General features: G+C 67.9%; 29 protein-coding genes. 22 read left to right on the forward strand and 7 right to left on the reverse strand.

Annotation, left to right across the window (positions count from 1 at the left end; translation table 11 throughout):
* From ACFQ27_RS01565 to ACFQ27_RS01590, 6 genes are all read left to right on the forward strand, one after another.
* A partial coding sequence (locus tag ACFQ27_RS01565) for an efflux transporter outer membrane subunit (protein ID WP_377352121.1) occupies positions 1-715 on the forward strand: 715 nt, incomplete at its 5' end.
* A 23-nt stretch (positions 716-738) separates the two neighbouring features.
* Positions 739-1,815, forward strand: coding sequence for an HlyD family secretion protein (locus ACFQ27_RS01570; protein WP_377352123.1), 1,077 nt, complete (start codon positions 739-741; stop codon positions 1,813-1,815).
* An 11-nt stretch (positions 1,816-1,826) separates the two neighbouring features.
* The gene (locus ACFQ27_RS01575; RefSeq protein ID WP_377352124.1) at positions 1,827-3,356 is read left to right on the forward strand and encodes a DHA2 family efflux MFS transporter permease subunit; all 1,530 of its coding nucleotides are present in this window, start codon (positions 1,827-1,829) and stop codon (positions 3,354-3,356) included.
* A 111-nt stretch (positions 3,357-3,467) separates the two neighbouring features.
* Positions 3,468-3,899 (forward strand): preprotein translocase subunit SecG, encoded by a 432-nt coding sequence (secG, locus tag ACFQ27_RS01580; RefSeq protein WP_374346704.1) that lies wholly within the window; start codon positions 3,468-3,470, stop codon positions 3,897-3,899.
* A gap of 131 nt (positions 3,900-4,030) precedes the next feature.
* Complete coding sequence (locus tag ACFQ27_RS01585) at positions 4,031-5,668, forward strand: CTP synthase (RefSeq protein ID WP_374346703.1); 1,638 nt, start codon at positions 4,031-4,033, stop codon at positions 5,666-5,668.
* 141 nt (positions 5,669-5,809) lie between these two features.
* Entirely contained in the window at positions 5,810-6,481 is a 672-nt protein-coding gene (locus ACFQ27_RS01590; protein ID WP_377352126.1) for a DsbA family oxidoreductase, read from the forward strand.
* A 1-nt stretch (position 6,482) separates the two neighbouring features.
* Here the strand turns inward: ACFQ27_RS01590 and selD are convergent, their stop codons facing one another.
* Positions 6,483-7,532: a selenide, water dikinase SelD gene (gene selD / locus ACFQ27_RS01595; RefSeq protein WP_377352127.1), complete on the reverse strand. Its 1,050-nt coding sequence runs from the start codon at positions 7,530-7,532 to the stop codon at positions 6,483-6,485.
* Between the two features lie 66 nt (positions 7,533-7,598).
* Between selD and mnmH the strand changes: the two genes are divergently transcribed.
* Both mnmH and ACFQ27_RS01605 read left to right on the forward strand, forming a co-directional pair.
* Positions 7,599-8,654: a tRNA 2-selenouridine(34) synthase MnmH gene (gene mnmH, locus ACFQ27_RS01600; protein WP_377352129.1), complete on the forward strand. Its 1,056-nt coding sequence runs from the start codon at positions 7,599-7,601 to the stop codon at positions 8,652-8,654.
* Between the two features lie 9 nt (positions 8,655-8,663).
* Positions 8,664-9,287, forward strand: coding sequence for a glutathione S-transferase family protein (locus tag ACFQ27_RS01605; protein ID WP_377352131.1), 624 nt, complete (start codon positions 8,664-8,666; stop codon positions 9,285-9,287).
* Here ACFQ27_RS01605 and ACFQ27_RS01610 read toward each other — a convergent pair.
* On the reverse strand, positions 9,284-10,114 hold the full coding sequence (locus ACFQ27_RS01610) for an SDR family NAD(P)-dependent oxidoreductase (protein ID WP_377352132.1): 831 nt from the start codon (positions 10,112-10,114) through the stop codon (positions 9,284-9,286). The genes ACFQ27_RS01605 and ACFQ27_RS01610 overlap by 4 nt on opposite strands.
* Before the next feature lie 85 nt (positions 10,115-10,199).
* Between ACFQ27_RS01610 and ACFQ27_RS01615 the strand changes: the two genes are divergently transcribed.
* Both ACFQ27_RS01615 and ACFQ27_RS01620 read left to right on the forward strand, forming a co-directional pair.
* The gene (locus ACFQ27_RS01615) at positions 10,200-10,517 is read left to right on the forward strand and encodes an MmcQ/YjbR family DNA-binding protein (RefSeq protein ID WP_377352133.1); all 318 of its coding nucleotides are present in this window, start codon (positions 10,200-10,202) and stop codon (positions 10,515-10,517) included.
* Between the two features lie 122 nt (positions 10,518-10,639).
* Positions 10,640-10,894: an alkylphosphonate utilization protein gene (locus ACFQ27_RS01620; RefSeq protein WP_377352269.1), complete on the forward strand. Its 255-nt coding sequence runs from the start codon at positions 10,640-10,642 to the stop codon at positions 10,892-10,894.
* On the opposite strand, the gene ACFQ27_RS01625 is transcribed toward ACFQ27_RS01620, so the two are convergent.
* Complete coding sequence (locus ACFQ27_RS01625) at positions 10,891-11,274, reverse strand: limonene-1,2-epoxide hydrolase family protein (RefSeq protein ID WP_374346696.1); 384 nt, start codon at positions 11,272-11,274, stop codon at positions 10,891-10,893. The genes ACFQ27_RS01620 and ACFQ27_RS01625 overlap by 4 nt on opposite strands.
* An 11-nt stretch (positions 11,275-11,285) precedes the next feature.
* Positions 11,286-11,711: a hypothetical protein gene (locus ACFQ27_RS01630; RefSeq protein ID WP_377352135.1), complete on the reverse strand. Its 426-nt coding sequence runs from the start codon at positions 11,709-11,711 to the stop codon at positions 11,286-11,288.
* Between the two features lie 89 nt (positions 11,712-11,800).
* Here ACFQ27_RS01630 and ACFQ27_RS01635 point away from each other — a divergent pair, with 89 nt between their 5' ends.
* Together ACFQ27_RS01635 and rpmF are read left to right on the forward strand one after the other, a co-directional pair.
* Positions 11,801-12,349, forward strand: coding sequence for a TetR/AcrR family transcriptional regulator (locus ACFQ27_RS01635; RefSeq protein WP_374346694.1), 549 nt, complete (start codon positions 11,801-11,803; stop codon positions 12,347-12,349).
* Between the two features lie 235 nt (positions 12,350-12,584).
* The gene (rpmF, locus tag ACFQ27_RS01640) at positions 12,585-12,767 is read left to right on the forward strand and encodes a 50S ribosomal protein L32 (RefSeq protein ID WP_374346693.1); all 183 of its coding nucleotides are present in this window, start codon (positions 12,585-12,587) and stop codon (positions 12,765-12,767) included.
* A gap of 96 nt (positions 12,768-12,863) precedes the next feature.
* Here rpmF and ACFQ27_RS01645 read toward each other — a convergent pair whose 3' ends face one another.
* Positions 12,864-13,634 (reverse strand): enoyl-CoA hydratase, encoded by a 771-nt coding sequence (locus ACFQ27_RS01645; protein ID WP_374346692.1) that lies wholly within the window; start codon positions 13,632-13,634, stop codon positions 12,864-12,866.
* Between the two features lie 140 nt (positions 13,635-13,774).
* On the opposite strand from ACFQ27_RS01645, the gene eno reads away from it, so the two are divergent.
* From eno to ACFQ27_RS01690, 9 genes are all read left to right on the forward strand, one after another.
* Entirely contained in the window at positions 13,775-15,055 is a 1,281-nt protein-coding gene (gene eno / locus ACFQ27_RS01650) for a phosphopyruvate hydratase (RefSeq protein WP_377352137.1), read from the forward strand.
* Positions 15,056-15,127: 72 nt separating this feature from the next.
* A complete protein-coding gene (locus ACFQ27_RS01655) occupies positions 15,128-15,424 on the forward strand; it encodes an FtsB family cell division protein (RefSeq protein ID WP_374346690.1) in 297 nt (98 codons plus the stop codon).
* Between the two features lie 96 nt (positions 15,425-15,520).
* On the forward strand, positions 15,521-16,567 hold the full coding sequence (pdhA, locus tag ACFQ27_RS01660) for a pyruvate dehydrogenase (acetyl-transferring) E1 component subunit alpha (protein WP_377352139.1): 1,047 nt from the start codon (positions 15,521-15,523) through the stop codon (positions 16,565-16,567).
* Positions 16,564-17,937: a pyruvate dehydrogenase complex E1 component subunit beta gene (locus tag ACFQ27_RS01665; protein WP_377352140.1), complete on the forward strand. Its 1,374-nt coding sequence runs from the start codon at positions 16,564-16,566 to the stop codon at positions 17,935-17,937. The genes pdhA and ACFQ27_RS01665 overlap by 4 nt, the downstream gene beginning before the upstream one ends.
* On the forward strand, positions 17,934-18,335 hold the full coding sequence (locus ACFQ27_RS01670; protein WP_374346687.1) for a GFA family protein: 402 nt from the start codon (positions 17,934-17,936) through the stop codon (positions 18,333-18,335). Before ACFQ27_RS01665 ends, ACFQ27_RS01670 begins: the two co-directional genes overlap by 4 nt.
* A 44-nt stretch (positions 18,336-18,379) precedes the next feature.
* On the forward strand, positions 18,380-19,660 hold the full coding sequence (locus tag ACFQ27_RS01675; protein ID WP_377352141.1) for a pyruvate dehydrogenase complex dihydrolipoamide acetyltransferase: 1,281 nt from the start codon (positions 18,380-18,382) through the stop codon (positions 19,658-19,660).
* Positions 19,661-19,670: 10 nt separating this feature from the next.
* On the forward strand, positions 19,671-21,071 hold the full coding sequence (gene lpdA, locus ACFQ27_RS01680; protein ID WP_377352142.1) for a dihydrolipoyl dehydrogenase: 1,401 nt from the start codon (positions 19,671-19,673) through the stop codon (positions 21,069-21,071).
* Between the two features lie 63 nt (positions 21,072-21,134).
* Positions 21,135-21,716 carry a TetR/AcrR family transcriptional regulator gene (locus tag ACFQ27_RS01685; RefSeq protein WP_377352143.1) on the forward strand — a complete coding sequence of 194 codons (582 nt, stop codon included), beginning with the start codon at positions 21,135-21,137 and terminating at the stop codon, positions 21,714-21,716.
* A complete protein-coding gene (locus tag ACFQ27_RS01690) occupies positions 21,713-22,129 on the forward strand; it encodes a DUF5360 family protein (protein ID WP_374346683.1) in 417 nt (138 codons plus the stop codon). The genes ACFQ27_RS01685 and ACFQ27_RS01690 overlap by 4 nt, the downstream gene beginning before the upstream one ends.
* On the opposite strand, the gene ACFQ27_RS01695 is transcribed toward ACFQ27_RS01690, so the two are convergent.
* Positions 22,130-23,686, reverse strand: coding sequence for an AMP-binding protein (locus ACFQ27_RS01695; protein ID WP_377352144.1), 1,557 nt, complete (start codon positions 23,684-23,686; stop codon positions 22,130-22,132).
* Between the two features lie 112 nt (positions 23,687-23,798).
* Positions 23,799-24,881: an alpha/beta hydrolase gene (locus ACFQ27_RS01700; RefSeq protein WP_377352145.1), complete on the reverse strand. Its 1,083-nt coding sequence runs from the start codon at positions 24,879-24,881 to the stop codon at positions 23,799-23,801.
* A gap of 89 nt (positions 24,882-24,970) precedes the next feature.
* Here ACFQ27_RS01700 and lipA point away from each other — a divergent pair, with 89 nt between their 5' ends.
* On the forward strand, positions 24,971-25,948 hold the full coding sequence (lipA, locus tag ACFQ27_RS01705) for a lipoyl synthase (RefSeq protein ID WP_374346680.1): 978 nt from the start codon (positions 24,971-24,973) through the stop codon (positions 25,946-25,948).
* Positions 25,949-25,952: the final 4 nt, after the last annotated feature.

Genomic DNA, 25,952 nt, shown 5'->3' on the forward strand with positions numbered 1-25,952 from the left:
CCGCCAGGACCTCGCGGCGCTGGACGAACAACTGGCGGTCGCCCGCAACCGCATCGCGGCCATCCTGGGCGCCGGTCCGGACCGCGGCCTCGCCCTGACCCGGCCGACTGTGAACGCCGCCGCCCAGACGGGCCTGCCGGCCAACCTGGCCGCGGACCTCGTGGGCCGGCGTCCGGACCTCACCGCAGCACGGCTGCGCGCCGAGTCCGCCGCCCGCCGCATCGATGTGGCCCGGGCCGGCTTCTATCCAAACCTCAACCTGGCGGCCTTCACCGGGGTCAACGCCCTGGGCCTCGACATGCTGACCCGGTCCGGCTCGGACATCGGTCAGGTCGGCCTCGCCTTCAGCCTGCCGATCTTCGAGGGTGGAGCGATCCGGGCCGGCTATCGCGGCGCGCGGGCGGAATACGACGCCGCCGTCGCCGCCTATGACCAGACCCTGGTTCAGGCCCTGCAGGAGGTGGCCGACGCCGCCGCCGGCGAACGCGCCCTCCAGACCCGCCTGTCCGCCGCCCGCGAGGCGCTGGAGGCGGGGGAGGCGGCCTACAAGGTCGCCCGCCTTCGCTACGAGGGCGGCCTGTCCACCTACATCGCGCTGCTGTCGGCGGAAGACGCCGTCATCGCCCAACGCCGCGCCGTGGCCCAGCTTGAGGCCCGCGCGCTCACCCTTGACGCCAGCCTGGTCCGCGCCCTCGGCGGCGGCTTCCGCGCCTGAATTCCTCCCCGGAAGGACTTCCCATGTCCCAAGAAATCGCTCCCGCCTCGGCCAATGACCGCCGTCGTCGCCTGTTCACTGTCCTGGCCATGGTGGTCGGCACGGTGGGCGTCATCTGGCTGATCTACTGGCTGTTCGTCGGCTCCAAGCACGTCGAGACCGAGGACGCCTACGTCCAGGCCAGCACTGCCCAGGTCACCGCCCTGGTCAGCGGGGCCCTGGTCTCCGTGCCCGTGCATGAGACCCAGGTGGTGAAGAAGGGCGACGTCTTGGCGGTCATCGAGCCGGCGGACTATCGCTACGCCCTGGCCCGGGCCCGGGCGGACCTGGACCAGACCGAGCGTCGGGTGCGGCAGTACTTCGCCAACGACAAGGCCCTGGCCGCCCAGGCTGAGGCCCGCGCCTCCGACATCGCCCGCGCCCAGGCCGAACTCCGCCGGGCCGAGGTGGAATACAATCGCCGCAAGGCCCTGGCCGGCGCCGGCGCGGTGTCCGGCGACGAACTGACCGCGGCGGAGACCGCGCTCGCCTCGGCCCGCTCCGCCTTCGCCCAGGCCCAGGCCCAGGCTGTCGCCGCCGGCGAACAACAGAAGGCCGCCAACAGCCTGATCGCCGGGGCTGGGGTCTCAGACAATCCGGAAGTGGCCGCCGCCCGCGCGCGCCTGGCCCAGGCCGAGCTCGATCTGGGCCGCACGGTGGTCAAGGCCCCGGTCGACGGCGTGGTCACCGGCAACTCAGTGGAGATCGGCCAGAAGGTCGCCACCGGCGCTCCGCTGATGAAGATCGTCCCGGTCCAGCGCGCCTATGTGGAGGCCAACTTCAAGGAGGGCCAGCTGCGTAAGGTGCGGCCCGGTCAGGAGGTCGAACTGGTCTCCGACATCTACGGCTCCAAGGTGAAATTCCACGGCAAGGTCGTTGGTCTGGCGGGCGGAACCGGGGCGGCCTTCGCCCTGATCCCGGCCCAGAACGCCACCGGCAACTGGATCAAGGTGGTCCAGCGGGTGCCCGTGCGGATCGCTCTGGATCCCAAGGAACTGGCGGATCATCCCCTGCGGGTGGGTCTGTCCATGAAGGCCGCGATCGACATCTCCGAAAAGTAGGAGAGGCCGCCGTGACCGCCGACACTGACGTTCAGCCGCTAAGGGGCGCACAGCTCCTGATGGCGACCCTGCTCCTGGGGCTCGCCAACTTCATGGTGGTGCTGGATTCCACCATCGCCAACGTCTCGGTGCCGCATATCGCCGGCTCGCTGGCGGTGTCGCCCAGCCAGGGCACCTGGGTCATCACCTCGTACAATGTGGCCGAGGCCATCACCGTGCCCCTGACTGGCTGGCTGGCCCAGCGGTTCGGGCCGGTGCGGGTGTTCGCCTTCGCCATGGCCGGCTTCGGGGTGTTCTCGATGCTCTGCGGCCTGGCGCCCAGCTTCGCCATGCTGGTGGCCTTCCGGGTCGCCCAGGGCTTCTGCGGCGGCCCGATCATGCCGATGAGCCAGACCCTGCTCTTGCACATCTTCCCGCGCAATCGGGCGCCCCAGGCCATGGGCCTGTGGAGCATGACCACGGTGGTCGCCCCCATCGCCGGGCCGATCCTGGGCGGGCTGATCTCTGACAATATCCACTGGAGCTGGATCTTCTTCATCAACATCCCGGTGGCGGCCTTCGTCGGGATCTTCGGCTACCGGGCGCTGATCGCCCATGACACCCCGACCCGGCGGATCAAGGTCGACGGCGTGGGCTTGGCCCTGCTGGTGGTCTGGGTCGGCGCCCTGCAGATCATGCTCGATAAGGGCAAGGAGCTGGAGTGGTTCGCCTCGCCGGTCATCGTCACCCTGGCGGTCACCGCCGCGATCGGCTTCTGCGCCTTCCTGATCTGGGAGCTGACCGAGAAGAACCCCATCGTGAACCTGCGGGTCTTCCGGCACCGCGGCTTCTCGGTCGCGGTGGTGACCATCAGTCTCAGCTTCGGGGCCTTCTTCTCCAGCGTGGTGGTGCTGCCGCTGTGGCTGCAGACCTCCATGGGCTACACGGCCACCTGGGCGGGCTACGCCGGCTGCTTCACCGGGGTCCTGGCGGTGGTCATGTCGCCGGTGGTGGCGGGCCTCGCCCAGAGGTTCGACCCCCGCTACCTGACCTTCTTCGGGGTCACCTGGATGGGGCTGATCTCCCTGTGGCGGACCTTCTACACCACCGATGTCGGCTTCTGGTTCATCGCCGCGCCGCAGCTGGCCCTGGGCTTCGGCATGCCGTTCTTCTTCATCGCCACCAACACCATCGCCATGGGGAGCGTGAACCCTGAGGAGACAGCGGCGGCCTCTGGCCTGTCCAACTTCCTGCGCACCACGGGGGCGGCCTTCGCCACCTCGATCATGACGACCTCCTGGGAGAACACCGCCAGCGCCAAGCGGGCCATGCTGGCCGGCGAGCTCAACGATCCCGCCGGGACCGTCGCCAAGATGGAGGCGGCGGGCTTCACCCACACCCAGGCCCTCGCCAGCCTGGAGCGGATGGTCCAGCAGCAGGGGACCATGCTGTCGACGACGGCCATGTTCTGGGCCGCCGCCGCGGTGTTCATCTTCGCGGCCTGCTTCATCTGGCTGGCCCCGCGTCCGCGCCCCGGCGCGGCGATGGGCGGCGGCCACTAAGCCTTGTCATCCGCGCGCCATGACCTAGCTATGGTCATGCGCGCGCCTTGATGGTAGAGCGCGCGCTTCATTTCGGCGCGGCCCGTCCGCCCGGACTTATCGGATCAAGATATGCTGCTCGGCATCCTGCTCGCCATCCACATCATCGTCTGCGTCTGCCTCATCGGCGTCGTGCTGCTGCAGCGCTCCGAGGGCGGCGCGCTCGGCATGGGCGGCGGCCCCAACGGGATGATGACGGCGCGCGGGGCGGGGGACCTGCTCACCCGCACGACCTGGATCCTGGGGACCCTGTTCTTCATCCTCAGTCTGGCCCTGACCCTGCTGACCGGCCGTCAGAGCGGCTCGGGCTCGGTGGTCGACCGCATCAAGATCGACAATCTGGACGCCAGCAAGCTGGCCCCGCCGCCGTCGGCGCCCGCCCAATCGGCGCCGACCACCTCGGACAGCGCGCCCGCGCCGATCCAGGCCCCGACCCCCACCGTGCGCAATCCCTTCACCGAGCCGGCGGAGCAACCCGCCCAGCCGGCCGCGCCCAAGCCCTAAACCAGGTCATGACAATCCAGGCGTTCCAAAAGCCGCTTCGGCGGCTCCCGACCCGTTTGTGCGTGTCGTCCACAGTTTCGCGCCATTCGCCACAGGGCGCGGGCGCCGAATCACGGCTACTCTGAACGCCCATGGCCCGGTACATTTTCATCACCGGCGGCGTGGTCTCCTCCCTGGGAAAAGGTCTCGCGTCCGCCGCCCTTGGCGCGCTTCTGCAAGCGCGTGGCTACAAGGTCCGCCTCCGTAAGCTCGACCCCTATCTGAACGTCGATCCCGGTACGATGAGCCCCTATCAGCACGGGGAAGTCTTCGTCACCGACGACGGCGCCGAGACCGACCTGGACCTCGGCCACTACGAGCGCTTCACCGGCGTGAACGCCACCCGGGCCGACAACATCACCACCGGTCAGATCTACAAGAAGATCATCGAGAAGGAGCGTCGCGGCGACTATCTGGGCGCGACCGTCCAGGTGATTCCGCACGTCACCGGCGAGATCAAGGAGTTCGTCCTGTCCGATCCGGGCGAGGGCGTCGACTTTGTGCTGGTCGAGGTGGGCGGCACGGTGGGCGACATCGAGGGTCTGCCGTTCTTCGAGGCCATCCGTCAGCTGGGCCAGGAACTGCCCCGCGGCCACGCCTGCTACATCCACCTGACCCTCTTGCCGTACATCAAGACGGCCGGCGAGATGAAGACCAAGCCGACCCAGCACTCGGTCAAGGAGCTGCGCTCCATCGGCATCCAGCCGGACATTCTGCTGTGCCGCTGCGAGCAGGAGATCCCGGCCGGCGAGCGCCGCAAGATCGGCCAGTTCTGTAATGTCCGCGAAAGCGCCGTGATCCAGGCGATGGACAGCGCCAATATCTACGCCGTGCCCCTGGACTATCACGCCCAGGGCCTGGACCGCGAAGTGCTGGACGTGTTCGGCATCACCGATGCCCCGGCCCCGAACCTGTCGCGCTGGGAAGGCATCTCCAACCGGCTGGCCAATCCGGACGGGGCGGTGAACATCGCCATCGTCGGCAAATACACCGGCCTGACCGACGCCTATAAGTCCCTGGTCGAGGCCCTGATCCACGGCGGCGTCGCCAACAACGTCAAGGTCAAGCTGGACTGGATCGAGGGCGAGGCCTTCGAGCGCGAGGAAAGCCTGATCGCCGAGCGCCTGACCGAGGTGCATGGCGTGCTGGTCCCAGGCGCGTTCGGGGAGCGGGGCTCGGCCGGCATGATCCGCGCCGTCCAGTTCGCCCGCGAGCACGAGATTCCCTATTTCGGCATCTGCTTCGGCATGCAGATGGCGATGATCGAGGCGGCCCGGAACCTGGCCGGCCTGACCAAGGCCTCGTCCACAGAGTTCGGCCCCACGGACGAGCCGGTGGTCGGCCTGATGACCGAGTGGGTCCAGGGCAACGAGCGCCAGGTCCGCAAGGAAGGCGACGATCTGGGCGGCTCCATGCGCCTGGGCGCCTATGAGGCGATCCTGACGCCAGGCTCCAAGGTCGCCGAGATCTATGGCTCCAGCGCCATCCAGGAGCGCCACCGCCACCGCTACGAGGTCAATATCGGCTATCGCGAGGCGATCGAGGGCACCGGCCTGAACTTCTCGGGCCTGTCGCCGGACGGCGTCCTGCCGGAGATCTGCGAGCGCAGCGACCACCCCTGGTTCGTGGGCGTCCAGTATCACCCCGAGCTCAAGAGCCGGCCCTTCGACCCGCATCCGTTGTTCGCCAGCTTCATCGGCGCCGCCAAGGAACGCAGCCGGCTGGTCTAGGTCCCGCCGCCTCTCCGGATTGTCATGGCCGGGCTTGTCCCGGCCACCCATGATCTCTGATCCGGCGGTGCGGACCATGAGCTATCAGTGCGTATGGGTGGCCGGGACAGGCCCGGCCATGACGTTAGGATGAGCCCCGCCATGTCTATCCCCATCGTCGCCTTCTCGGACGTCCTTTGCGTCTGGGCCTATGTGGCCGAGCTGCGCCTGGATGAGGTGAAGCGGGCGTTCGGAGACCAGGTCTCGATCCAGCACCGGTTCTGCACGGTGTTCGGCGATACGGCGCGCAAGATCCCCACCACCTGGGCGGACCGCGGCGGCTATGACGGCTTCAACGCCCATCTGCGGCACACCGGCGAACAGTTCCCCGAGACCGTGATCCATCCGGACCTGTGGCGCAGCGTGCGGCCGACCTCGTCCTGGGGCGCGCACCTGTGGCTGAAGGCCGCCCAGTTGGACGAGGTGGCGGGCGGCTGCGCCCCTGGAGCCGCTGACGCCGCGATCCGGGCCATGCGCGCCGCCTTCTTCCGTAACGCCCGCGACATCTCGAGCCGAACCGTGCAGCTTGAAGTCCTGAAAGCCGCCGGCGCCGATCCGGCCCGGCTGCAGGCGCTCATCGACGACGGCCGGGCCTTCGCCGCCCTCGCTTCAGACCTGCAGGACGCCGAGGCCATGCGCGTCCAGGGCAGCCCCACCTTCGTGCTCAATGACGGCCGCCAGAAGCTCTACGGCAATGTCGGCTTCCGGATCATCGAGGCCAACATCCAGGAACTGCTGCGCGAGCCGAAGCCCGACCAGGCCAGCTGGTGCTGAGTTAGCTGACCACCCGCACGGGCCGCTCGCCGGCCTTGGACATCCGTCCCACCTTGCGCGCCAGGGGAAAGCCGTCGGCCTGCGCCAGAGCCAGGATCTCGTCGGCAGCCTCAGGGGCGACAGCGATCAGCAGGCCGCCGCTGGTCTGAGGGTCGCACAGGATGTCCCGGACCGCCTCTCCGAAAGGCTCCACGCCCGTCACCTCGTCGCCATAGCTCGCCCAGTTGCGCACCGAAGCGCCGGTCCGCACGCCGGCGTCGGCCAGGGCCTGCACGGTCGGCAACAGCACTGGCGCGGTGGCCGAGATCTCGGCGGTCAGGCCCGACCCCTTGGCCATCTCCCGGGCGTGGCCCAGCACGCCGAAGCCGGTCACATCGGTCATGGCGTGGACGCCGGGATGTTCAGCGAGCCTCTGGCCCAGGATGTTCAGCTGGGTGGTCGAGGCGATCAGGGCCTCATAGCCCTCCGGCGCAATCTTCTCCTGCTTGAAGGCCGCGGACAGGACGCCGACGCCCAGGCCCTTGGTCAGGATCAGGATGTCGCCGTCCCTGGCCCCGGCGTTGGTCAGCACGCGGTCGGGGTGGACGAGACCCAGGGCCACCAGGCCATAGATCGGCTCGACGCTGTCGATGGAGTGGCCCCCGGCCACAGGGATGCCCGCCGCGGCGCAGACCGAGGCGCCGCCCGACAGAATGGCCGCGATGGTCTCCGGCGACAGCTTGCCGATCGGCATGCCGACGATGGCCAGGGCCAGGATCGGCTTTCCCCCCATGGCGTAGATGTCGGACAGGGCGTTGGTCGCGGCGATCCGGCCGAAATCGAAGGGGTCGTCGACCACCGGCATGAAGAAGTCCGTGGTCGCCACCAGGGCCTGGCTGTCGTTCAGCCGCCAGACGGCGGCGTCGTCGCTGGTCTCCGTGCCCACCAGCAGGTCGGGAAAGGCCGCCGCCGCTGGGGTCTTGGCCAGGATCTCCTGCAGCACCGCCGGCGCGATTTTGCAGCCGCAGCCGCCCCCATGGGCCAGCGAGGTGAGGCGAGGGGTGTCGGTCAAGGCGGGCTCCGATCAAGTCTGACATCGGTCATAGGCGAGGCCGGCCGTGCGCACTAGAACTTGGTCATGGCCATCCAGTACACCGAGGCGGTCGACGCCCAGTCCCTGTCCAAATACGACGCCATCCTGGACGTGCGTAGCCCTGGCGAGTTCGACGAGGACCACATTCCGGGGGCCGAGAACCTGCCGGTGCTGGACAACGCCGAGCGGGCGGAAGTGGGGACCATCTATGTCCAGGAGTCCCGCTTTCTCGCCCGCCGGATCGGCGCCGCCCATGTGGCCCGCAACATCGCTCGTCATCTGGAGACAGCCCTGACCGACCGCCCGGCCAGTTTCCGGCCGTTGATCTATTGCTGGCGCGGCGGGCAACGCTCGAACGCCATGGCCACCATCCTGTCCCAGGTCGGCTGGCCGGTGACCTTGCTGACCGGCGGCTACAAGACCTATCGGCGCCGGGTGACGGCGCGGTTGTATGACGAGAGCCAGGACCTGAACCTGATCCTGCTGGATGGTCACACCGGCGTCGCCAAGACCGAGATCCTACACCGCCTCGCCGCCCGGGGTGTCCAGACCCTGGACTTGGAGGGCCTGGCGGCGCATCGGGGCTCGCTGTTCGGTGCGATCGCTGGTCGGCCCCAGCCCAGTCAGAAGTTGTTTGAAAGCCGCCTGCTCCAGGCCCTGGACCGGCTGGATCCGTCCCGGCCCATCGTGGTCGAGGCGGAATCCAGCAAGATCGGCGACCGAATGACGCCGCCGCTCCTGTGGCGCGCCATGCAGGCCGCGCCCCGCATCGAGATCTCCGCCGGCCGGGAGGCGCGGGCGAGCTATCTGGTCAGCGCCTATCGCGATGTGATCGAGAACCCCGCCGAGATGGAGGCCGCCTTCGCGCGCCTGCCGACCTATCCTGGACGCAAGCGCCTGGAGGACTGGCGCGCGCTTGCGGCGGAGGGGGCGTTCGAGGACCTGGCCGTCGCCCTGATGGAGTCGCACTACGACCCGGCCTATGACCGCTCGTCGCGCAAGGACGAGCGGCCGCGTCTGGGGGCGCTGGCGTTGCCAGACCTGAGTCCCGGCAGTCAGGATGCGGCGGTCCTGGAAATTCGACGCCTCGCCGGCGTCTAGAGACGTCCCATGCTCAAGGTTCTCGGCCGCCAGACCTCGATAAATGTCCGCAAGGTGCTGTGGACGGCCGCCGAACTGGGCCTCGCCTATGAGCTGGATCAGAGTTGGGGGACCACCCGAGAGCTGTCCGAGCCTGAATTCCTGGCCCTGAACCCCAGCGCCCAGATGCCGGTGCTGATCGATGGCGACGTGGTGCTGTTCGAGTCCAACGCTGTTTGCCGCTATCTGGCGGACCGCTATGGCGACGGCGCGATCTGGCCCGCCGATCCCGGCGCCCGCGCCCGGGTCGACCAGTGGATGGAATGGCAGTCCGCCACCCTGAACCCTGTGTGGGGCGACGCCTTCCTGGGTCTGGTGCGTCGTCCCGAGGCCTATGTGGGACGGCAGGACGCCATCGCCGCCAGCGCCGCGCGCTGGAACAGGTTGATGCTGGTGCTGGAGGACGAACTGGCGGCGCGGCCCTATGCGGCGGGTGACAGCTTCACCCTGGCCGACATTGTTCTCGGTCTCAGCGTCCATCGTTGGCGTTCGACGCCCATCAGCCATCCGCCGACGCCGAACCTCACCGCCTATCTCGCACGGCTTCGGCGTCGGCCGGCGTTCGACGCGGTGTCACCGGCCGACATGGCCTAGCCCCTCACGAAGGCCTCGAACCGGTCCTTCCAGTCGGGGTGCCAGCGGGACAGGGCCGGACGGTTCTCGACGATATCGTTTGCGTTCCAGAGCACCCGCTTCTCATCCAGGGCGCGCGGCGTCTCATTGTCCTCGCACCAGATGTAGAACTCGCCCCGGCCGATCCCGTCCAGCAGGCGGTCCACCACCTGGTCCGGCGTCCAGGCGCCGGGCGGCTGCTGCGGCACGCGGGCCGCGATCATGCCGGTATAGGTGAAGCCGGGGACCAGCAGGTGGGCGCTGACCTGGCAGCCTTCCCGGTTGCGCAGGGTGTGGGCCAGGCCCTCGGTCAGGGCCTTCACCCCGGCCTTGGACACATTGTAGGCCGTGTCGCCGGGCGGGCAGGTGACGCCCTGCTTGGAGCCGGTGTTGATGATCAGGCCGGGCGCGCCGCCCCCAGCCATGGCGGGGCCGAACACCTGGGTTCCATTGACGACCCCCATCAGATTGACGCCCAGGACCCGCAACCAGCCGTCCGGGTTGGACAGGGCGTCGCCCCCGCCGCCGACGCCGGCGTTGTTCATCAGTACGGCGACCGGGCCCAGTTCGGCCTCCACCCGGTCCGCCAAGGCCTCGACCGAGGCGCGGTCCGAGACGTCTACCCGCACCGCCAGGCCCGCGTCGCCGAGTTCGGCGCTGGCCTTGTCCAGGGCGTCAGGATTGGCGTCGGCGATGCAGACCTTCAAGCCCAGGGTCGCAAAGCGCTTGGCGGCGGCGAGGCCAATCCCGCTGGCGCCGCCGGTGATGACGGCGATCTTGCCGGGGGTGAGGGCGGGATGGACGGTCATGGGGAGCTCCTGGGAATCTTGACGGCATAATGCCATGCGCACGCCGTGCGAGGCCAAGCTGCGCGCTGTCTGCTAGCCTGTCGTCATGGTGACCCCAGACAACCTCCGCCGCCTTGCCCTGCTCCTGCCCGAATCTCAGGAGGGGGATGACCACGGCAAGCCGGCTTTCATGGTGGGCAAGAAGATCTTCTGCACCCTCAGCGACGAGGCCGCGGTCGTCCGATTGCCTGCGGAGGATCAGCACAACCTGCTGGACGAGGGCGTGATCGAGGCGGTCCCGGGGTATTGGGGTCGCAAAGGCTGGACCCGCGTACATCTGCCGGCGGCGGATGAGGCGCAGGTGAAGACCCTGCTTCGCCTGGCTTGGGACGGCGTTGCGCCGAAGCGCATACCTCGACCCTGACAATTTCGCAGGGAAGGGTGGCTATACAGCCGGCGAGGGGCTAGCCCTGCGCCCGGACAATAGGGGTGTGGCGCATGAGCGGCGAAGACGAGTTCGTCTATGACGAAGCGACCGGGGAATGGGTGGCGGCCAGTGAACTCGCCGCGCGGGCAGGTCCGAGCTCGGTCGAGGTGCGCGATTCCGTCGGCAATCTGCTGGCCGACGGCGACAGCGTGGTCCTGGTCAAGGACCTGAAGGTCAAGGGCGCCGGCCAGACCTTGAAGCGCGGCACGGTGATCCGCTCCATCAAGCTGACCGGCGACGACCAGGAGATCGATTGCCGCTACGAGGGCATCAAGGGCCTCGTGCTGCGCGCCGAGTTCGTGAAGAAGAACTAGGCCGAGGGCCACTCCTTCATGATGGTCGCGAGGTCGAAGTACTCGCGCCAGGCGGTGATCTTGCCGTCACGGACCTGGAACATGCCTGCGACCGGCAGCTCGACCCACTTGTCCGGCAAGCGATGGCGGTCCAGGCGCTCGGTGAACACCCAGTCGCCCTGGATGATGGTCTGCACGACCTTCAGGTCGTTCTCGATCGTGGGGGCGAAGAAGGGCTCCAGCACGGCGCGCACGCCTGCAGGTCCCTTCACCCGGCTCATCGGAATGTTCACGTACTCGCAGTCGTCGCTGATGAAGGGCAGGGCGGTCTCCCAGTCCTTCTCGCCGGCGGCCTTGAGGAAGGCTTCGATCGTGGCCATCGGGCCTGCAGATTCGGTCATGGGAGATCCTTTCAAGCTTGGCGGCGAAGCAGGCCGCAGGCCTGCAGGGGAATGACCCACGCTGTCAGGACCACGAGGTTGGTCAAGACGTTCAGGGCGAACCCGGTCGAGACCGAGATGATGCAGTCGGGGATGAACCAGGCGACCAGGCCCAGGGTCAGAGGGCGCCACAGGCGCGCGCCCAGCTCCGGGTTGGCCAGGGCGGCGCGGACCACCACGAAGAGGGTCACGCCCCAGCCGAACGTGACGGCGCCCATCAGCCCGGTCGAGAACCTGAGCGTGTCGTTGAGTTGGGGCGTCTGGCCGTTCAGCAAGGTCAGCAGGGCGAGGGTCGGGCCGTCGAGGCCCGGAAAGGCCGCGCCCATCAGCAGGGCGCCGAACCCGATGACCCCGAGGGTGACGCCGATCAGCCATCGGCTCCAGAAGCTTGAAATCATGGTAGTGCGTCCCTCCAGCGGCCTGTTGGCTCGAATCTTGTAGTGTTCACTACATATACCTGGAGTGTAGCGCGCGCTACAGATATCTGATGACCCCGCGTGACGACCGCCGGCAGGCGACCCTCGACGTCCTGGCCGACCATGTGCTGGCGAACGGTCTGGCCGGGTCCAGCCTGAAGGCCCTGGCCGCCTCGGCCGGCACCAGCGACCGGATGCTGGTCTATTACTTCGAGACCAAGGAGGGGCTGCTGACGGCGGTCCTGACCCATATCGCGGAGCGTATGACCGCGCGGATGGACGCGGCTCTGGCGCCGGGCGTCCGCCTGCCGTTCGGCCAGCTGCTGGTCGCCCTGCGGCAGGGGCTCAAAGGCCCTGATCTGGCGCCCTTTATGAGCTTGTGGGTCGAGCTGGCCGCCGGTGCGACCCGAGGCGTCCAACCGCATCTGGCGGTCAGTGGCGCGGTGGCCGCGGGCTTCCTGGCCTGGGTGGAGGGCCACCTCGAGCCGCCGGCTGGCCAGGATGGTCGGGAGCTCGCCGCCCTGCTGCTGGCGGCGATCGACGGCATGATGCTGCTGGACGCTGTGGGCCTGGGCGAGGCCTGCGACGCGGCCACCGCCGCGGGCGCGAAGCTCGTCTAGGCCGAATCAGATTGGCCGATGGCCTCGATGTGTCCGGGCTGACCGGCGTCGAGGCGGGCTTTCAGTCGGTTGCGCCACGCCCCAAACCCCCTTCGTCTATGTTGACGCTGAACAGGTCTGGAATTCCGCCTATTGTGACCCTTGAAACCGCGTGGGCTTTCATGCATACACCCCCGCTCACGTCGGCGGCCCCGTGCGGCCGCCGCTTCCATTTACACGCCTGAGAGATTCTCCCGTGGCCGTTCCTAAGCGCAAAGTCTCCCCGTCGCGTCGCAACATGCGTCGTTCGCACCACGCCCTCGGCGCCAATTCCTATGTCGAAGACAAGGAAACCGGCGAGCTGAAGCGCCCGCACCACATCGACCTGAAGACCGGCATGTACAAGGGCCGCCAGGTCATCACCCCGAAGGAAGACTAGTCGTCTTCCTCTGGCCGCTGCGCGCGGCCGGGTGAGTAAGAGCTTTGAAGCCACCCGCTCCGGACCTCCGGGGCGGGTGGCTTTGCGTTTACAGCCCTACTGGCTGCGGCCTCGGGCCAGCACGCCCTGGCGGCGGGCCTCGACGCCTTCGGGCGTGACATGGGCGTTGTGGGCCCGGCTGACGCTCTGTTCCAGCTCCAGGCCGTCACGCAGGGTCGTCTCGTAGCCGTCGTCGATCATCGCCTTGTAGGTGATCAGCATGTCGGTCTCGACCTGGGCCATATCGGCGGCCAGCTTCAGGGCGGTCGGCAGCAACTGGTCGGGTTCGACCACGCGGTTGGCCAGGCCCCAGTCATAGGCGGTCTGGGCGTCCAGGAAGTTGCCGCTGAGCGACAGCTCCTTGGCGCGATAGGGGCCGATGGTCCGCGACAGCTTCTGGGACAGGCCCCAGCCCGGCGTGATGCCCACCCGGGCGTGGGTGTCGGCGAACCGGGCGCGGGTCGAGCAGATCAGCACGTCGCAGGCCAGGGCCAGCTCGAAGCCGCCGGTGATGGCCACCCCGTTGATCGCCCCGATCACCGGCTTCTTGCAGGCGATGACGGCCCAGGCCGGGCTGTCCGAAGGCTCGGTGGAGTTGGCGGCCTTCAGGCCCTCCGGATCGCTGCCCAGTTCCTTCAGGTCCAGGCCGGCGGTGAAGGCGCGGTCGCCGGCCCCGGTGAGCACGATCACCTTGACCTCGGGGTCGGCGTCCAGCTTGGCCAGGGCCTTGGGCAACTCGGCGCGCAGGGCCCGCGAGAGGGCGTTCATGGCCTCGGGCCGGTTGAGGGTGACGAGGGCGACCCCGTCCTTGATGTCCACGAGCAGCATGATTTCCTCCCTGATGTCTGGCGATCCAGCGCCCCGAGCCGTGACGGAAGTCAAGGCGGGACAGGCGGTTGCGATTGCTTGGGGGCTCGAAGCTTTGTATGGGCTGCGCACCGAAAATTGATGAGCCGCCGGAGGCCACCGTGACCGAGATCGTCGACATCACCGCCCGTGAGATCCTGGACAGCCGGGGCAACCCGACGGTCGAGGTGGACGTGGTTCTGGAAGACGGCTCCATGGGCCGCGCGGCGGTGCCGTCGGGTGCTTCGACCGGCGCCCACGAGGCGGTGGAAAAGCGCGACGGCGACAAGTCCCGTTACCTTGGCAAGGGCGTGCTGCAGGCGGTCGAAGCCGTCAACGGCGAGATCTATGACGCCCTGTCGGGATTTGAGGCCGAGGACCAGCGCCGGATCGACCAGGTGCTGATCGAGCTGGACGGCACGCCGAACAAGTCGCGGCTGGGCGCTAATGCGATCCTGGGCGTCAGCCTGGCGGTGGCCAAGGCCGCGGCGGGCAGCGCCAACCTGCCGCTCTACAAGTACGTCGGCGGCGTCGGCGCCCGCGTGCTGCCGGTGCCGATGATGAACATCATCAATGGCGGCGCCCACGCCGACAATCCGATCGACATCCAGGAATTCATGATCCTGCCGACCGGCGCGGCCACCTTCGCTGAAGGCCTGCGCATGGGCGCCGAGATCTTCCACGGCCTGAAGGCCGCCCTGAAGGCCGCCGGCCACAACACCAATGTTGGCGACGAAGGCGGCTTCGCCCCCAACATCGCCACGGCCGAAGACGCCCTGGCTTTCATCGTGAAGGCCGGTGAAGCGGCGGGCTACAAGGCCGGCGACGACTTCCAGCTCGGCCTGGACGTGGCATCCACCGAGTTCTTCAAGGGCGGCAAGTACGTCATGGACGGGGAGGGCAAGACCCTCGAGCCCTGCGCCATGGTCGACTATCTGGCTGGCTTGGTCGCCAAGTTCCCCATCGTCACCATCGAGGACGGCTGCGCCGAGGACGACTTCGAAGGCTGGAAGATCCTGACCGATAAGCTGGGCGGGAAGGTCCAGCTGGTCGGCGACGACCTGTTCGTCACCAACCCGGCGCGCCTGTCCGTCGGCATCGACAAGGGCCTGGCCAACTCGATCCTGGTGAAGGTCAACCAGATCGGCACCCTGTCCGAGACCATGGATGCGGTCGATATGGCCCATCGCGCCGGCTACACCGCCGTGATGAGCCACCGCTCGGGCGAGACCGAGGACTCCACCATCGCCGACCTGGCCGTCGCCACCAACTGCGGTCAGATCAAGACCGGCTCGCTGGCCCGTTCGGACCGGACCGCCAAGTACAATCAGCTGCTGCGCATCGAGGAAGAGCTGGGCGACCAGGCCATCTATCTCGGCCGCAAGGCCCTGAAGCGCCTCTAGGGCGGCTGTAAACCAAAGTTAAGCATATCGGGCGAGACTGGCGCTCTCGAAATCCAAAGTGATTCCAGCGCCGTGCTCGCCCGAATTCGCCCCTACCTGCCGACCGCGGCCCTGGCGTTCCTGATCTTCTATTTCTCTTTCCACGCCCTGACCGGCGAGCGCGGCCTCTTGTCCTCAAACCAGCGCGACGCCACCTTGGCGGCTAAGATGCAGGAACTCGACAAGCTGCGTGTCCAGAGACAGGACCTTGAGGCTCGCGCGCGGCTGTTGCGCGATTCCAGCCTTTCAGCGGACCTTCTGGAGGAGCGAGCGCGTTCCCTGCTAGGTTTCGCCGATCCCAGGGATTATGTGATCCGGACGAAGCCCTAGGATTGGATTCGTATTCCCCTACGGACACCTCCTTGGGGAGAACCTTGGTTTTGACGCGGAGACGAGACCGCGGTGGCGCATTCCACGGAGAAACGCATGGCGCGTGGGCAATCCGGCTCGGCTGTGAAGCGGAAGAAGAATGACACCGGTGTCAATGGTGGGGTAGAAGGCGGCATGGACAAGGACACCCTGCTTTCCTTCTATCGCGATATGCTGATGATCCGCCGCTTCGAGGAGCGCGCCGGCCAGCTGTACGGCATGGGCCTGATTGGCGGCTTCTGTCACCTCTATATCGGCCAAGAGGCCATCGCCGTCGGCGTCCAGGCCATCAAGACGCCGGGCGACCAGGTGATCACCGGCTATCGCGACCACGGCCACATGCTGGCCTGCGGCATGGACCCCAAGGAAGTCATGGCCGAGCTGACCGGCCGGGCCGGCGGTTCGTCCAAGGGCAAGGGCGGGTCGATGCACATGTTCTCGACGGCGGCGGACTTCTACGGCGGCCACGGGATCGTGGGCGCCCAGGTCAGCCTCGGCACCGGCCTGGCGCTGGCCAACAAGTACCGGGCTAACGGCAAGGTCGCCTTCGCCTATTTCGGCGACGGCGCGGCCAACCAGGGCCAAGTCTATGAGAGCTTCAACATGGCCGAGCTCTGGTCGCTGCCGATCGTCTATGTGATCGAGAACAACCAGTACGCCATGGGCACCTCCATCGAGCGCGCCTCGTCGGAGACCCACCTCTACAAGCGCGGCCAGTCCTTCAGGATCCCCGGCGAAGAGGTTGACGGCATGGACGTGCTGGCCGTCCGCGACGCTGCGGCCCGCGCCGCCGAGCATGCGCGCTCCGGCCAGGGCCCCTACATCCTGGAAATGAAGACCTACCGCTATCGTGGCCACTCCATGAGCGACCCGGCGAAGTACCGGACGCGGGAGGAGGTCGACGAGGTCCGCAAGACCCGTGACCCCATCGACCACCTGCAGGAGCTGCTGGAGAAGAACGGCTGGGCCGACGAGGCCGCGCTGAAGGCCATCGACGCCGAGGTGAAGCGCATTGTCGCCGACGCCGCCGAGTTCGCCCGCACCTCCCCGGAGCCCGAACCGTCCGAACTCTACACCGACGTCTATCTGGAGGCCGCCCAGTGACCGACGTCCTGATGCCCGCCCTGTCGCCCACCATGGAAGAGGGCACCCTGGCCAAATGGCACGTGAAGAAGGGCGACACTGTGCGCAGCGGCGACGTGATCGCCGAGATCGAGACCGACAAGGCGACCATGGAGGTCGAAGCCGTCGATGAGGGCGTGATCGAGGAAATCCTGGTTCAGGAAGGGACCGAGGAGGTGAAGGTCAATACGCCCATCGCCCGCCTGTCCGGCGGCAGCGCTACGGCCTCGCCGCCGCCTCCGCCCACCTCTTCCGGCGAGCCTGGGAAGCAGCCGCCCGAAGCCGCCCAGCCGCAGCCCGAGGGCGAGGCGGCGACGCCAGTCCCGGCCAAGACTGAGCTGCGCGATCCGGAACTTCCGGCCGACGCCAAGATGGTCAAGATCACCATCCGCGACGCCCTGCGCGACGCCATGGCCGAGGAGATGCGTCGCGACGACGCGGTGTTCCTGATGGGCGAGGAAGTCGCCCAGTACCAGGGCGCCTACAAGGTCAGCCGCGACCTGCTGCAGGAGTTTGGCGACCGCCGGGTGATCGACACCCCGATCACCGAGCACGGGTTCGCGGGCCTGGGCGTCGGCGCGGCCATGGCCGGCCTGAAGCCCATCGTGGAGTTCATGACCTGGAACTTCGCGATGCAGGCCATCGACCACATCATCAATTCGGCGGCCAAGACGCTCTACATGTCGGGCGGCCAGATCAAGGCCTCCATCGTGTTCCGCGGGCCGAACGGCGCCGCGGCCCGTGTCGGCGCCCAACACAGCCAGGACTATTCGGCCTGGTACGCCCAGGTGCCGGGTCTGAAGGTCGTCGCGCCCTATGACGCCGCCGACGCCAAGGGCCTGTTGAAGGCTGCGATCCGCGATCCGAACCCGGTCGTCTTCCTCGAGCACGAGATGATGTACGGCCAGGAGTTCGAGATTCCGGAAGGGATCGACTGGGTCGTGCCAATCGGTAAGGCCCGCGTCCGCCGTGAGGGGACCGACGTCACCATCACCGCCCACTCGCGGATGGTGGGTTTGGCTCTCCAGGCGGCCGAGGAGTTGGCCGGCGCCGGGATCGAGGCGGAGGTCATCGACCTGCGCACCCTGCGTCCGCTTGACCACGAGACCATCGTCGAGAGCGTGAAGAAGACCAACCGTCTGGTGACGGTCGAGGAAGGCTGGGGTCCGATGGGCGTCGGCGCCGAGGTCATCGCGCGGGTGCTCGAGCACGCCTTCGACTATCTGGACGCCCCGCCCGCGCGGGTCTGCCAGGAAGACGTGCCGCTGCCCTACGCGGCCAATCTCGAGGCCCTGTCCCTGCCGTCGGTCGACAAGATCGTGAAGGCGGCCAAGGCCGTGGCCTACAAGTGAGCGAGGACGGCTTCACCTGGCATGCCGGAGGCTGCCATTGCGGCGGTGTCCGGTTCGAGGTGGCCTTGCCGGAGGTCGCGCCTGCGCAGACCTGCAACTGCTCCATGTGCGCCAAGACCGGCTTCATCCACCTGATCGTGCCGGAGAGCCGCTTCCGCCTGACCAAGGGCGCGGAGCGACTGGTCGAGTACACTTTCAACACCCGGGTGGCGAAGCACCTGTTCTGCGCCGAGTGCGGGATCAAGAGTTTCTATCGTCCCCGGTCGAACCCGGATGGCTGGTCGGTCAACGCCCGCTGCCTGGACGAGGCGGTGAAGCTCGACCTGACCGCCTTCGACGGCCAGAACTGGGAGGCTAACGCCGACCAACTGGCCCACCTGTCCCTGGAGCCGTCGTGAGCCGGCTTCCAGCCCAAACCATCCCCCGCGCGTGAGGCGCCGAGATGCCCATTGATGTTCTGATGCCCGCCCTGTCGCCCACCATGGAGGAGGGCACGCTTGCGAAGTGGCACGTGAAGCCCGGCGACAAGGTCCGCTCCGGCGACGTTATCGCCGAGATCGAGACGGACAAGGCCACCATGGAGGTGGAGGCCGTCGACGAGGGCGTCGTCGAGCTGGTCCTGGTGCCGGAGGGCACGGAGGGCGTGAAGGTCAATACGCCGATCGCGCGGCTGAGCGGGGAGGGGGAAGCTGCAAGTCCGGCCCCCGCGCTTGCCGCCGCCCCGGCCAAGGCGGAACAGCCTGCGCCGGCCAAGGTCGAGGCGCCAGCGCCCGTCGCGGCGCCGGCCGCCCCGGTGGCGAAGTCCGGCGACCGTGTGTTCGCCTCGCCCCTGGCGCGCCGGATCGCGGCGCAGAAGAACCTCGACCTGTCGACCATCCAGGGCTCCGGCCCGCATGGCCGGATCATCAAGCGTGACGTGGACGCCGCCCAGCCTGGCGCCGCGCGTCCGGCTTCGGCCCCGGCCGCCAAGGGCGCTGCGCCCGCGCCGGTCAGCCGTCCGGTCCAGTCCCTGGCCCAGATGGGCATTCCGGACGGGACCTACGACCTGATCCCGCTGGACGGCATGAAGAAGACGGTCGCCCGGCGGATGAGCGACAGCTTCCGCGACGTCCCGCACTTCCCCCTGACCATCGACCTGGAGATCGACGCCCTGCTGGCGGGCCGGACCAAGATCAACGCCATGCTGGAGAAGCGGGGCGTGAAGGTCAGCGTCAACGACCTGGTGATCAAGGCCGCCGCCATCGCCCTGAAGCAGGTGCCGGAGGCCAACGCCTCCTATTCGCCGGAAGGCATCGCCATGCACCACCATGCGGATATCGCGATGGCGGTGGCCATCGAGGGCGGGCTGATCACCCCGATCATCCGCGCGGCGGAGACCAAGGGCCTGGCCCAGATCGCGCTGGAGGCCAAGGACCTGGCCGAGCGGGCCCGCAGCCGCAAGCTGAAGCCCGATGAGTTCCAGGGCGGGACCTTCTCGATCTCGAACCTCGGCATGTTCGGCATCAAGGCCTTCGCCTCGATCATCAACGAGCCTCAGGGCTGTATCCTGTCGGTGGGCGCGGGCGAGCAGCGCCCGGTCGTGAAGAACGGCCAGCTGGCCGTGGCCACGGTGATGACCGTCACGCTCACCTGCGACCACCGGGTCGTGGACGGCGCGGTGGGGGCCCGCTGGCTGCAGGCGTTCAAGACGCTGATCGAAGACCCCATCACGATGATCGCCTGAGGAGCCGAAGATGGATTTCGACGTCATCATCATCGGCTCGGGCCCCGGCGGCTATGTGACCGCAATCCGCGCCAGCCAGCTCGGCATGAAGGTCGCCATCGTTGAGCGCGAGAACCTTGGCGGGATCTGCCTGAACTGGGGCTGCATCCCGACCAAGGCGCTGCTGAAGTCCGGCGAGGTCTATGAGCAGCTCGGCCACCTGGGCGAGTATGGCCTGAAGGTCGAGAAGGCGAGCTTCGACTTCGCCGGTGTGGTGCAGCGGTCGCGCAAGGTCGCGGCCCAGCTCAATTCCGGCGTCGGCTTCCTGATGAAGAAGCACAAGATCGAGGTTATCGAAGGTACGGCCAAGCTGGAGAAGGGTTCGCCTGCGCCCAAGGTCGTGGTGGCCCTCAAGGCCGGCGGAACGCGCACGGTGCAGGCCAAGCACGTGATCCTGGCGACCGGCGCGCGCGCCCGCACCATCCCCGCCATCGGCCTGGAGCCGGACGGCGAGCGAGTCTGGACCTACCGCGAGGCCCTGACCCCCAAGACCTGCCCGAAGTCGCTGATTGTCATCGGCTCCGGCGCCATCGGCATCGAGTTCGCCAGCTTCTACCGGGCGCTCGGCGCCGACGTGACGGTCATCGAGGCCCTGCCGCGCATCCTGCCGGTGGAGGACGAAGAGGTCTCCAAGGCCGCCCAGAAGGCCTATGAGAAGCGCGGTCTGACGTTCCGGGCGGGCGCGAGCGTCAAGAAGCTGTCCAAGCTCAAGGCTGGCGTCTCCGTCGAGATCGAGGTCGCCGGCAAGGCCGAGAGCCTGGACGCCGAGGTGGCGATCGTCGCGGTCGGCATCGTCGGCAATGTCGAGAACCTGGGGCTCGAAGCCCTGGGTGTGAAGATCGACCGTACCCACGTCGTGACCGACAGCCATTGCGCCACCGGCGTGCCCGGTCTCTACGCCATCGGCGACGTGGCGGGGCCGCCCTGGCTGGCGCACAAGGCGAGCCACGAGGGCGTGCACTGCATCGAGCACATCGCCGGCGTGCCGTCGTCCAATCTGAACTCCCCGATCCCGGGCTGCACCTATTCCACGCCGCAGATCGCGTCAGTGGGCCTGACCGAGGCCGCGGCCAAGGAGAAGGGGATCGCGGTCAAGGTCGGCCGCTTCCCGTTCCGGGTGAACGGCAAGGCCATTGCGGCGGGGGAGACCGAGGGTTTCGTCAAGACGGTGTTCGACGCCAAGACCGGCGCCCTGATCGGGGCCCACATGATCGGCACCGAGGTCACGGAGATGATCCAGGGCTTCACCGTGGCGATCACCCTGGAGGCCACGGAAGCCGAGCTGCACGCTACCGTCTTCCCGCACCCGACCATGAGTGAGGCCATGCACGAGGCCTCGCTGGATGCGTTCGGCCTGGTGCTTCACGTCTAGTTTCGGGCACATTGAGTCTTTGCGTAACGGTCGTTATATAACGAGCGTTACGCGGAGGTTCGAGTGCCCAGGATCGTTGACGCGGCTGCGCGCCGTGACGCCTTTGTTGAGGTCGCCGCTGATCTGATCGCGGCCGAGGGATTGGAGGGCGCCAGTCTTCGGCGGGTGGCTGCCGCCGCCGGCTGCACTACTGGAGCGGTGACCCATTATTTCGGCAGCCGAGATGTCCTGCTGGCCGCGGTGTTGCGGCAGGCGCATGACGCCGCCCAGGCCCGCATGGAGGCTGCGGCGATGCAAGTCCCGGACCCCATGTCCAGGTTGCGCACGGTGTTGCACGAGGCGCTGCCGCTGGACGCGCTGCGTCGCAGGGAGTGGCTGGTATGGCTGGCCTTCTGGGCCGCCTCAACAAGCGATCCGATCCTCGCTGAAGACAACCGAACGCGCTACCGAATATGGCGCGACCGGCTCCTGCAGTTGGTGACGCCCCTGTCTGATGCGCCCGACGAGACCGTCGATCTCCTGGTGGCGGCCGTCGATGGGTTGGGCCTTGACCTCATTTTGCGGGGGCAGGGCGGGAGGTCTGCGGACCACGCGATGGCCAGGCTTGAGGCGCTCCTGGGCCGTCTGCTGGCGGCCGGACGATGAGGCGCGCCCTCGCGATCAGTCTTGCGGTCACGGACTTGTTGTTCCTGGCCTATTGGAGCACATCCCTGCTGGCCCTGGCCGGAGTGGTCCATGTTTCCCCCGACGCAATGTATGCGGGCTATGACCAGCCTCGTGTCATCGCCTGGAACTGGTCTTTTCTGCCACTGGACCTGGCCTTTTCGGTCTCTGGCCTGCTCGCGGTCCGGGCGGCCCGGCGAGGAAGCCCCATTTGGCGGCCCTTGGCCCTGATCTCCTTGGCGTTCACAGTGGCCGCCGGCGGCATGGCGATCGGGTACTGGACCCTGCTGGGGGAATTCAATCCGTCGTGGTTTCTGCCCAACCTCGCCTTGGTAGTCTGGCCGATGGCCTTTCTTCCAGGCCTGATCCGGGAGACGGCGTCGCCGCCCGCCTGATCAGGCGGCGCGGCGGCTGTCGGCCTCGACCGTGCGCTGGATGGCGACATAGTCAGTCTTGCCGGTGCCCAGCACCGGGATCTCGGCCACCTTGATAATCTTGCGCGGTACGGCCAGTTCCGGCGCGCCGATCGATTGGGCGTAGGCGACCAGCGGGCTGGCGTCCGCGTCGATACGGTCGGTGACCAGGATCAGGCGCTCGCCCTTCTTGGGGTCCGGCATGGCGATCACCGCATGGCGGTTGTCGGGCCAGACGGCCGAGGCCAGGTCCTCAGCGGCGGTGAGGGACACCATCTCGCCGCCGACCTTGGCGAAGCGCTTCACCCGGCCGAGGATCTTGATCCAGTGATCCTTGGTGACGTCGACGACATCGCCGGTGTCATGCCAGCCGTCTGTCGGGGCCTCTACCGAGCCGTCCGGATTGAGATAGCCGGCCATGACGTTCGGCCCGCGCACATAGAGGCGGCCGCCATCGGGAATGCCTTCCACCGAGTCCAGGCGCGTTTCCATGCCGGGCAGCAGGCCGCCGACGGTGCCGCGACGGTTGTCGGTGGGCTTGTTGACCGCGATCACCGGCGCGGCCTCGGTGGCGCCATAGCCTTCCAGAACAGGCACGCCGCCGAACTTGTCATTGATCAGGGTGTGGGTCTCTTCCCGAACCTTTTCAGCGCCGCAGACAATGAACTTCAGGCCGGACATCTCGTCCTTCTCGGCCACGCGGGCGTACTGGTTCACGAAGGTGTCGGTGGCCAGCAGGATGGAGGCCTTGGCGTCCTTCAGCAGCGGCGGGATCATCTTCACGTGCAGCGGCGAGGGATACTCGAACGCCTTCATGCCGGTCAGGATCGGCAGCAGCACGCCGCCGGTCAGACCGAAGCAGTGGAAGGTCGGCAGCGGGTTGAACATCACCCAGTCGGGATCGAGGTCGATGTGGGCGGCGATCTGGTTGACGTTGGCGACCAGGTTTTCCTGGGTCAGCACCACGCCCTTGGGCACGCCGAAGCTGCCGGAGGTGAAGAGAATCACCCCGGGATCGCTGGGCTTGGTCGCGGTGACGAACGGGGCGGGCATGGCGGCGGCGGTGGCCGCGAACACCTTGTCGGCGAGGCCGACCTTTTCCCGGACGTCTTCGAGATAGACGACCTTGGAGATGCTCTCGAGGGCGTCGACCAGGTCGTGCAGCTGGCCCTGCTCGATGAACTTGTTGGCGGTGAGCACGTGCTTCACCCCGGCCAGTTCGCAGGCGCCCTTCAGGTTCCGGATCCCGGCCGTGAAGTTCAGCATGGTCGGCACCCGGCCGAAGGCGTGCAGGGCGAAAAAGGTCACCACCGCGCCGGAACTGGCGGGCAGCATGACGCCCACCCGTTCGCCTCGCTTTGTGAAGGCCGCGATCTTGCGGCCGAGCGCAAACGCGGCCCGGACCAGATCGGTATAGCTTAGGGGGTTGCGGTCCTGATCCTCGAGGATCGGCTTCTTGGCGCCGTACTTGGCGCGGGCGTCGAGCAGGGCCTGAAAGACCGTCTTCTCGTTTTCACGCGGATCATATTGACGCGACAAGGGCGAAAACCTCCCCGACTGTTTCGCCGGTATTTTGTTGGAGGAGCAGGGTAGCCGCGCCCCCTGGCCTTGAAAAGACTTGTTACATTCCGTGAGTCCGACGGCCGCCGGGTCAGGCGCCCGTCCTGGGTTCGCCGACATCGCTGTTGTCAGCCGGGCCGCGCGGCTCGCCGGGGAGTTTGACCTCGCGGGCTTCCTGGGCGCGGGTGGCGATAAATCCGGTGACGGCCTCGAACCAGGGCGTCCGCCAGGTGTCGGATTCCAGATGAAGGGCCGGGCGGGCGCCGGGGACTTCGAACCCGGTGCAGGCGCGGATCGCCTTGCACAGGCGCGCGGCCTCCGGCGCGGTCGGGCCGGGCGTCGTCATCAGGACGGGCGCCTGGATGCGGGCCGCATCAGCCTGCGCCGCCTTGGCTGCGGTCTGGTGCGCCGCCCGCCATCCCAGGCTGGGGCCGGACATCCGCAAATCGGGATTGGCCAGTTGCCAGGCCTTGCCCACCCCGCCGCGCCAGACGTCGTGGGTCTGGCCGGCCTGGCGCGCGTCGGGCCCGCTGCGGCTCCAGGGCCGCCAGCCGGGGCCGGGCAGACGGTCGACCAGCATGATCTTGCCAACCCAGCCCTTGGCTTTCTCAACGCTCACCGGCGTCGCGGCGAGATCCGGCGAGGACAGGACCAGGCCCTCCACCTGAAGCCCGCTTTCCACGGCGCGGGCCGCGACGACGGCGCCGTCGCCGTGCCCAAGCAGGATCAGCGGATGGCCGGGCGGCCGACGGATCACGACGCGCACCAGGCCCTTCAGGGTGGCGACATCGTCATCAAAGCTCGGCACATAGCCGAGGTCGCGGGGCAGGGTGTAGCGACCGGAGCCCCCCTGGCCGGCGCGATCCAGCACCCAAACCGAATAGCCGCGGCGCGTCAGGGCGGCGGCGGTCTCATACCAGACCTCGGCGCTTTCGCCGTAGCCCGGCAGGACCACGACCGTGGCGCGGGGCCCGCGCCAGGTGGTGACGACGCCATAGCGCTGGACTGGGCGCTTGCCGGCCTGGACATAGCCCCAGGCCCAGCCTTCCGGCTTGAAGAAGCGCGGCCCCAGCACCGGCGGCGTGCGGCTGTCCGCGAACGGGCCCGCAAGCTCGCCCTGGCCGCAGGCCGCGAGCGTCAGCAGGAGCAGGGCGGCGAGCAGGGTGCGAACCATCGCCCCTGTTTGAGCCTGTTTGCCGCAGTTTGCGCAACCGCACTCAATCGCGGCTTGATCGAAAGCCCCCGAGGGACGATCTAGGCGGCATGGCTACGGTGATCGACACCCGCACCGGCGCGCGACCGCGCCATCCCGAAAAGCAGTCCCGGCCCGACACGCCCATCCTGCGCAAACCCGAGTGGCTGCGCGTGCGCGCCCCAGGCTCGCCGGGCTACAGCGCGACGCGGGAAATCGTGAAGGCGCATGGCCTGACCACGGTCTGCGAGGAGGCGGCCTGTCCCAACATCGGCGAGTGCTGGACCCAGAACCACGCCACCATGATGATCATGGGCGAGGTCTGCACCCGCGCCTGCGCCTTCTGCAATGTCACCACCGGCAAGCCGGACGCCCTTGATCCCACCGAGCCGGCGCGCGTCGCCGACGCCGTGGCCAAGATGGGGCTGAAGCACGTGGTCATCACCTCGGTAGACCGCGACGACCTGGCCGACGGCGGCGCGGCGCACTTCGCCGAAGTCGTCCGGGCGATCCGGGCGGCGGCTCCTGCGACCACCGTTGAGATCCTGACGCCGGACTTCCTGCGCAAGCCGGTCTCGGCCGCCGAGCTGATCATCGACGCCAAGCCCGACGTCTTCAATCACAACCTGGAGACCGTGCCGCGGCTCTATCTCTCGATCCGGCCCGGCGCGCGCTACTACCATTCCCTGCGCTTGCTGGAGCGGGTGAAGGAGCGGGACCCCAACCAGTTCACCAAGTCCGGCCTGATGGTCGGTCTGGGCGAGACCAAGGAAGAGGTCATGCAGGTGATGGACGACATGCGCTCGGCCGGCGTGGATTTCCTGACCATCGGCCAGTACCTGCAGCCCACCCGCAAGCATGCCGCGATCGACCGGTTCGTCACCCCCGACGAGTTCAAGGCCTATGAGGAGATCGCCCGGGCGAAGGGCTTCCTGATGGTCTCGGCCAGCCCGCTGACCCGCTCGTCGCATCATGCCGGCGAGGATTTCGCGCGGCTGAAGGCTGCACGATTGGCCCAGGACAGCCGGGCCAAGGACGCGGCGCTCTAGGGCC

The sequence above is a fragment of the Phenylobacterium conjunctum genome, assembly GCF_042679085.1.
Lineage (GTDB): Bacteria > Pseudomonadota > Alphaproteobacteria > Caulobacterales > Caulobacteraceae > Phenylobacterium > Phenylobacterium conjunctum.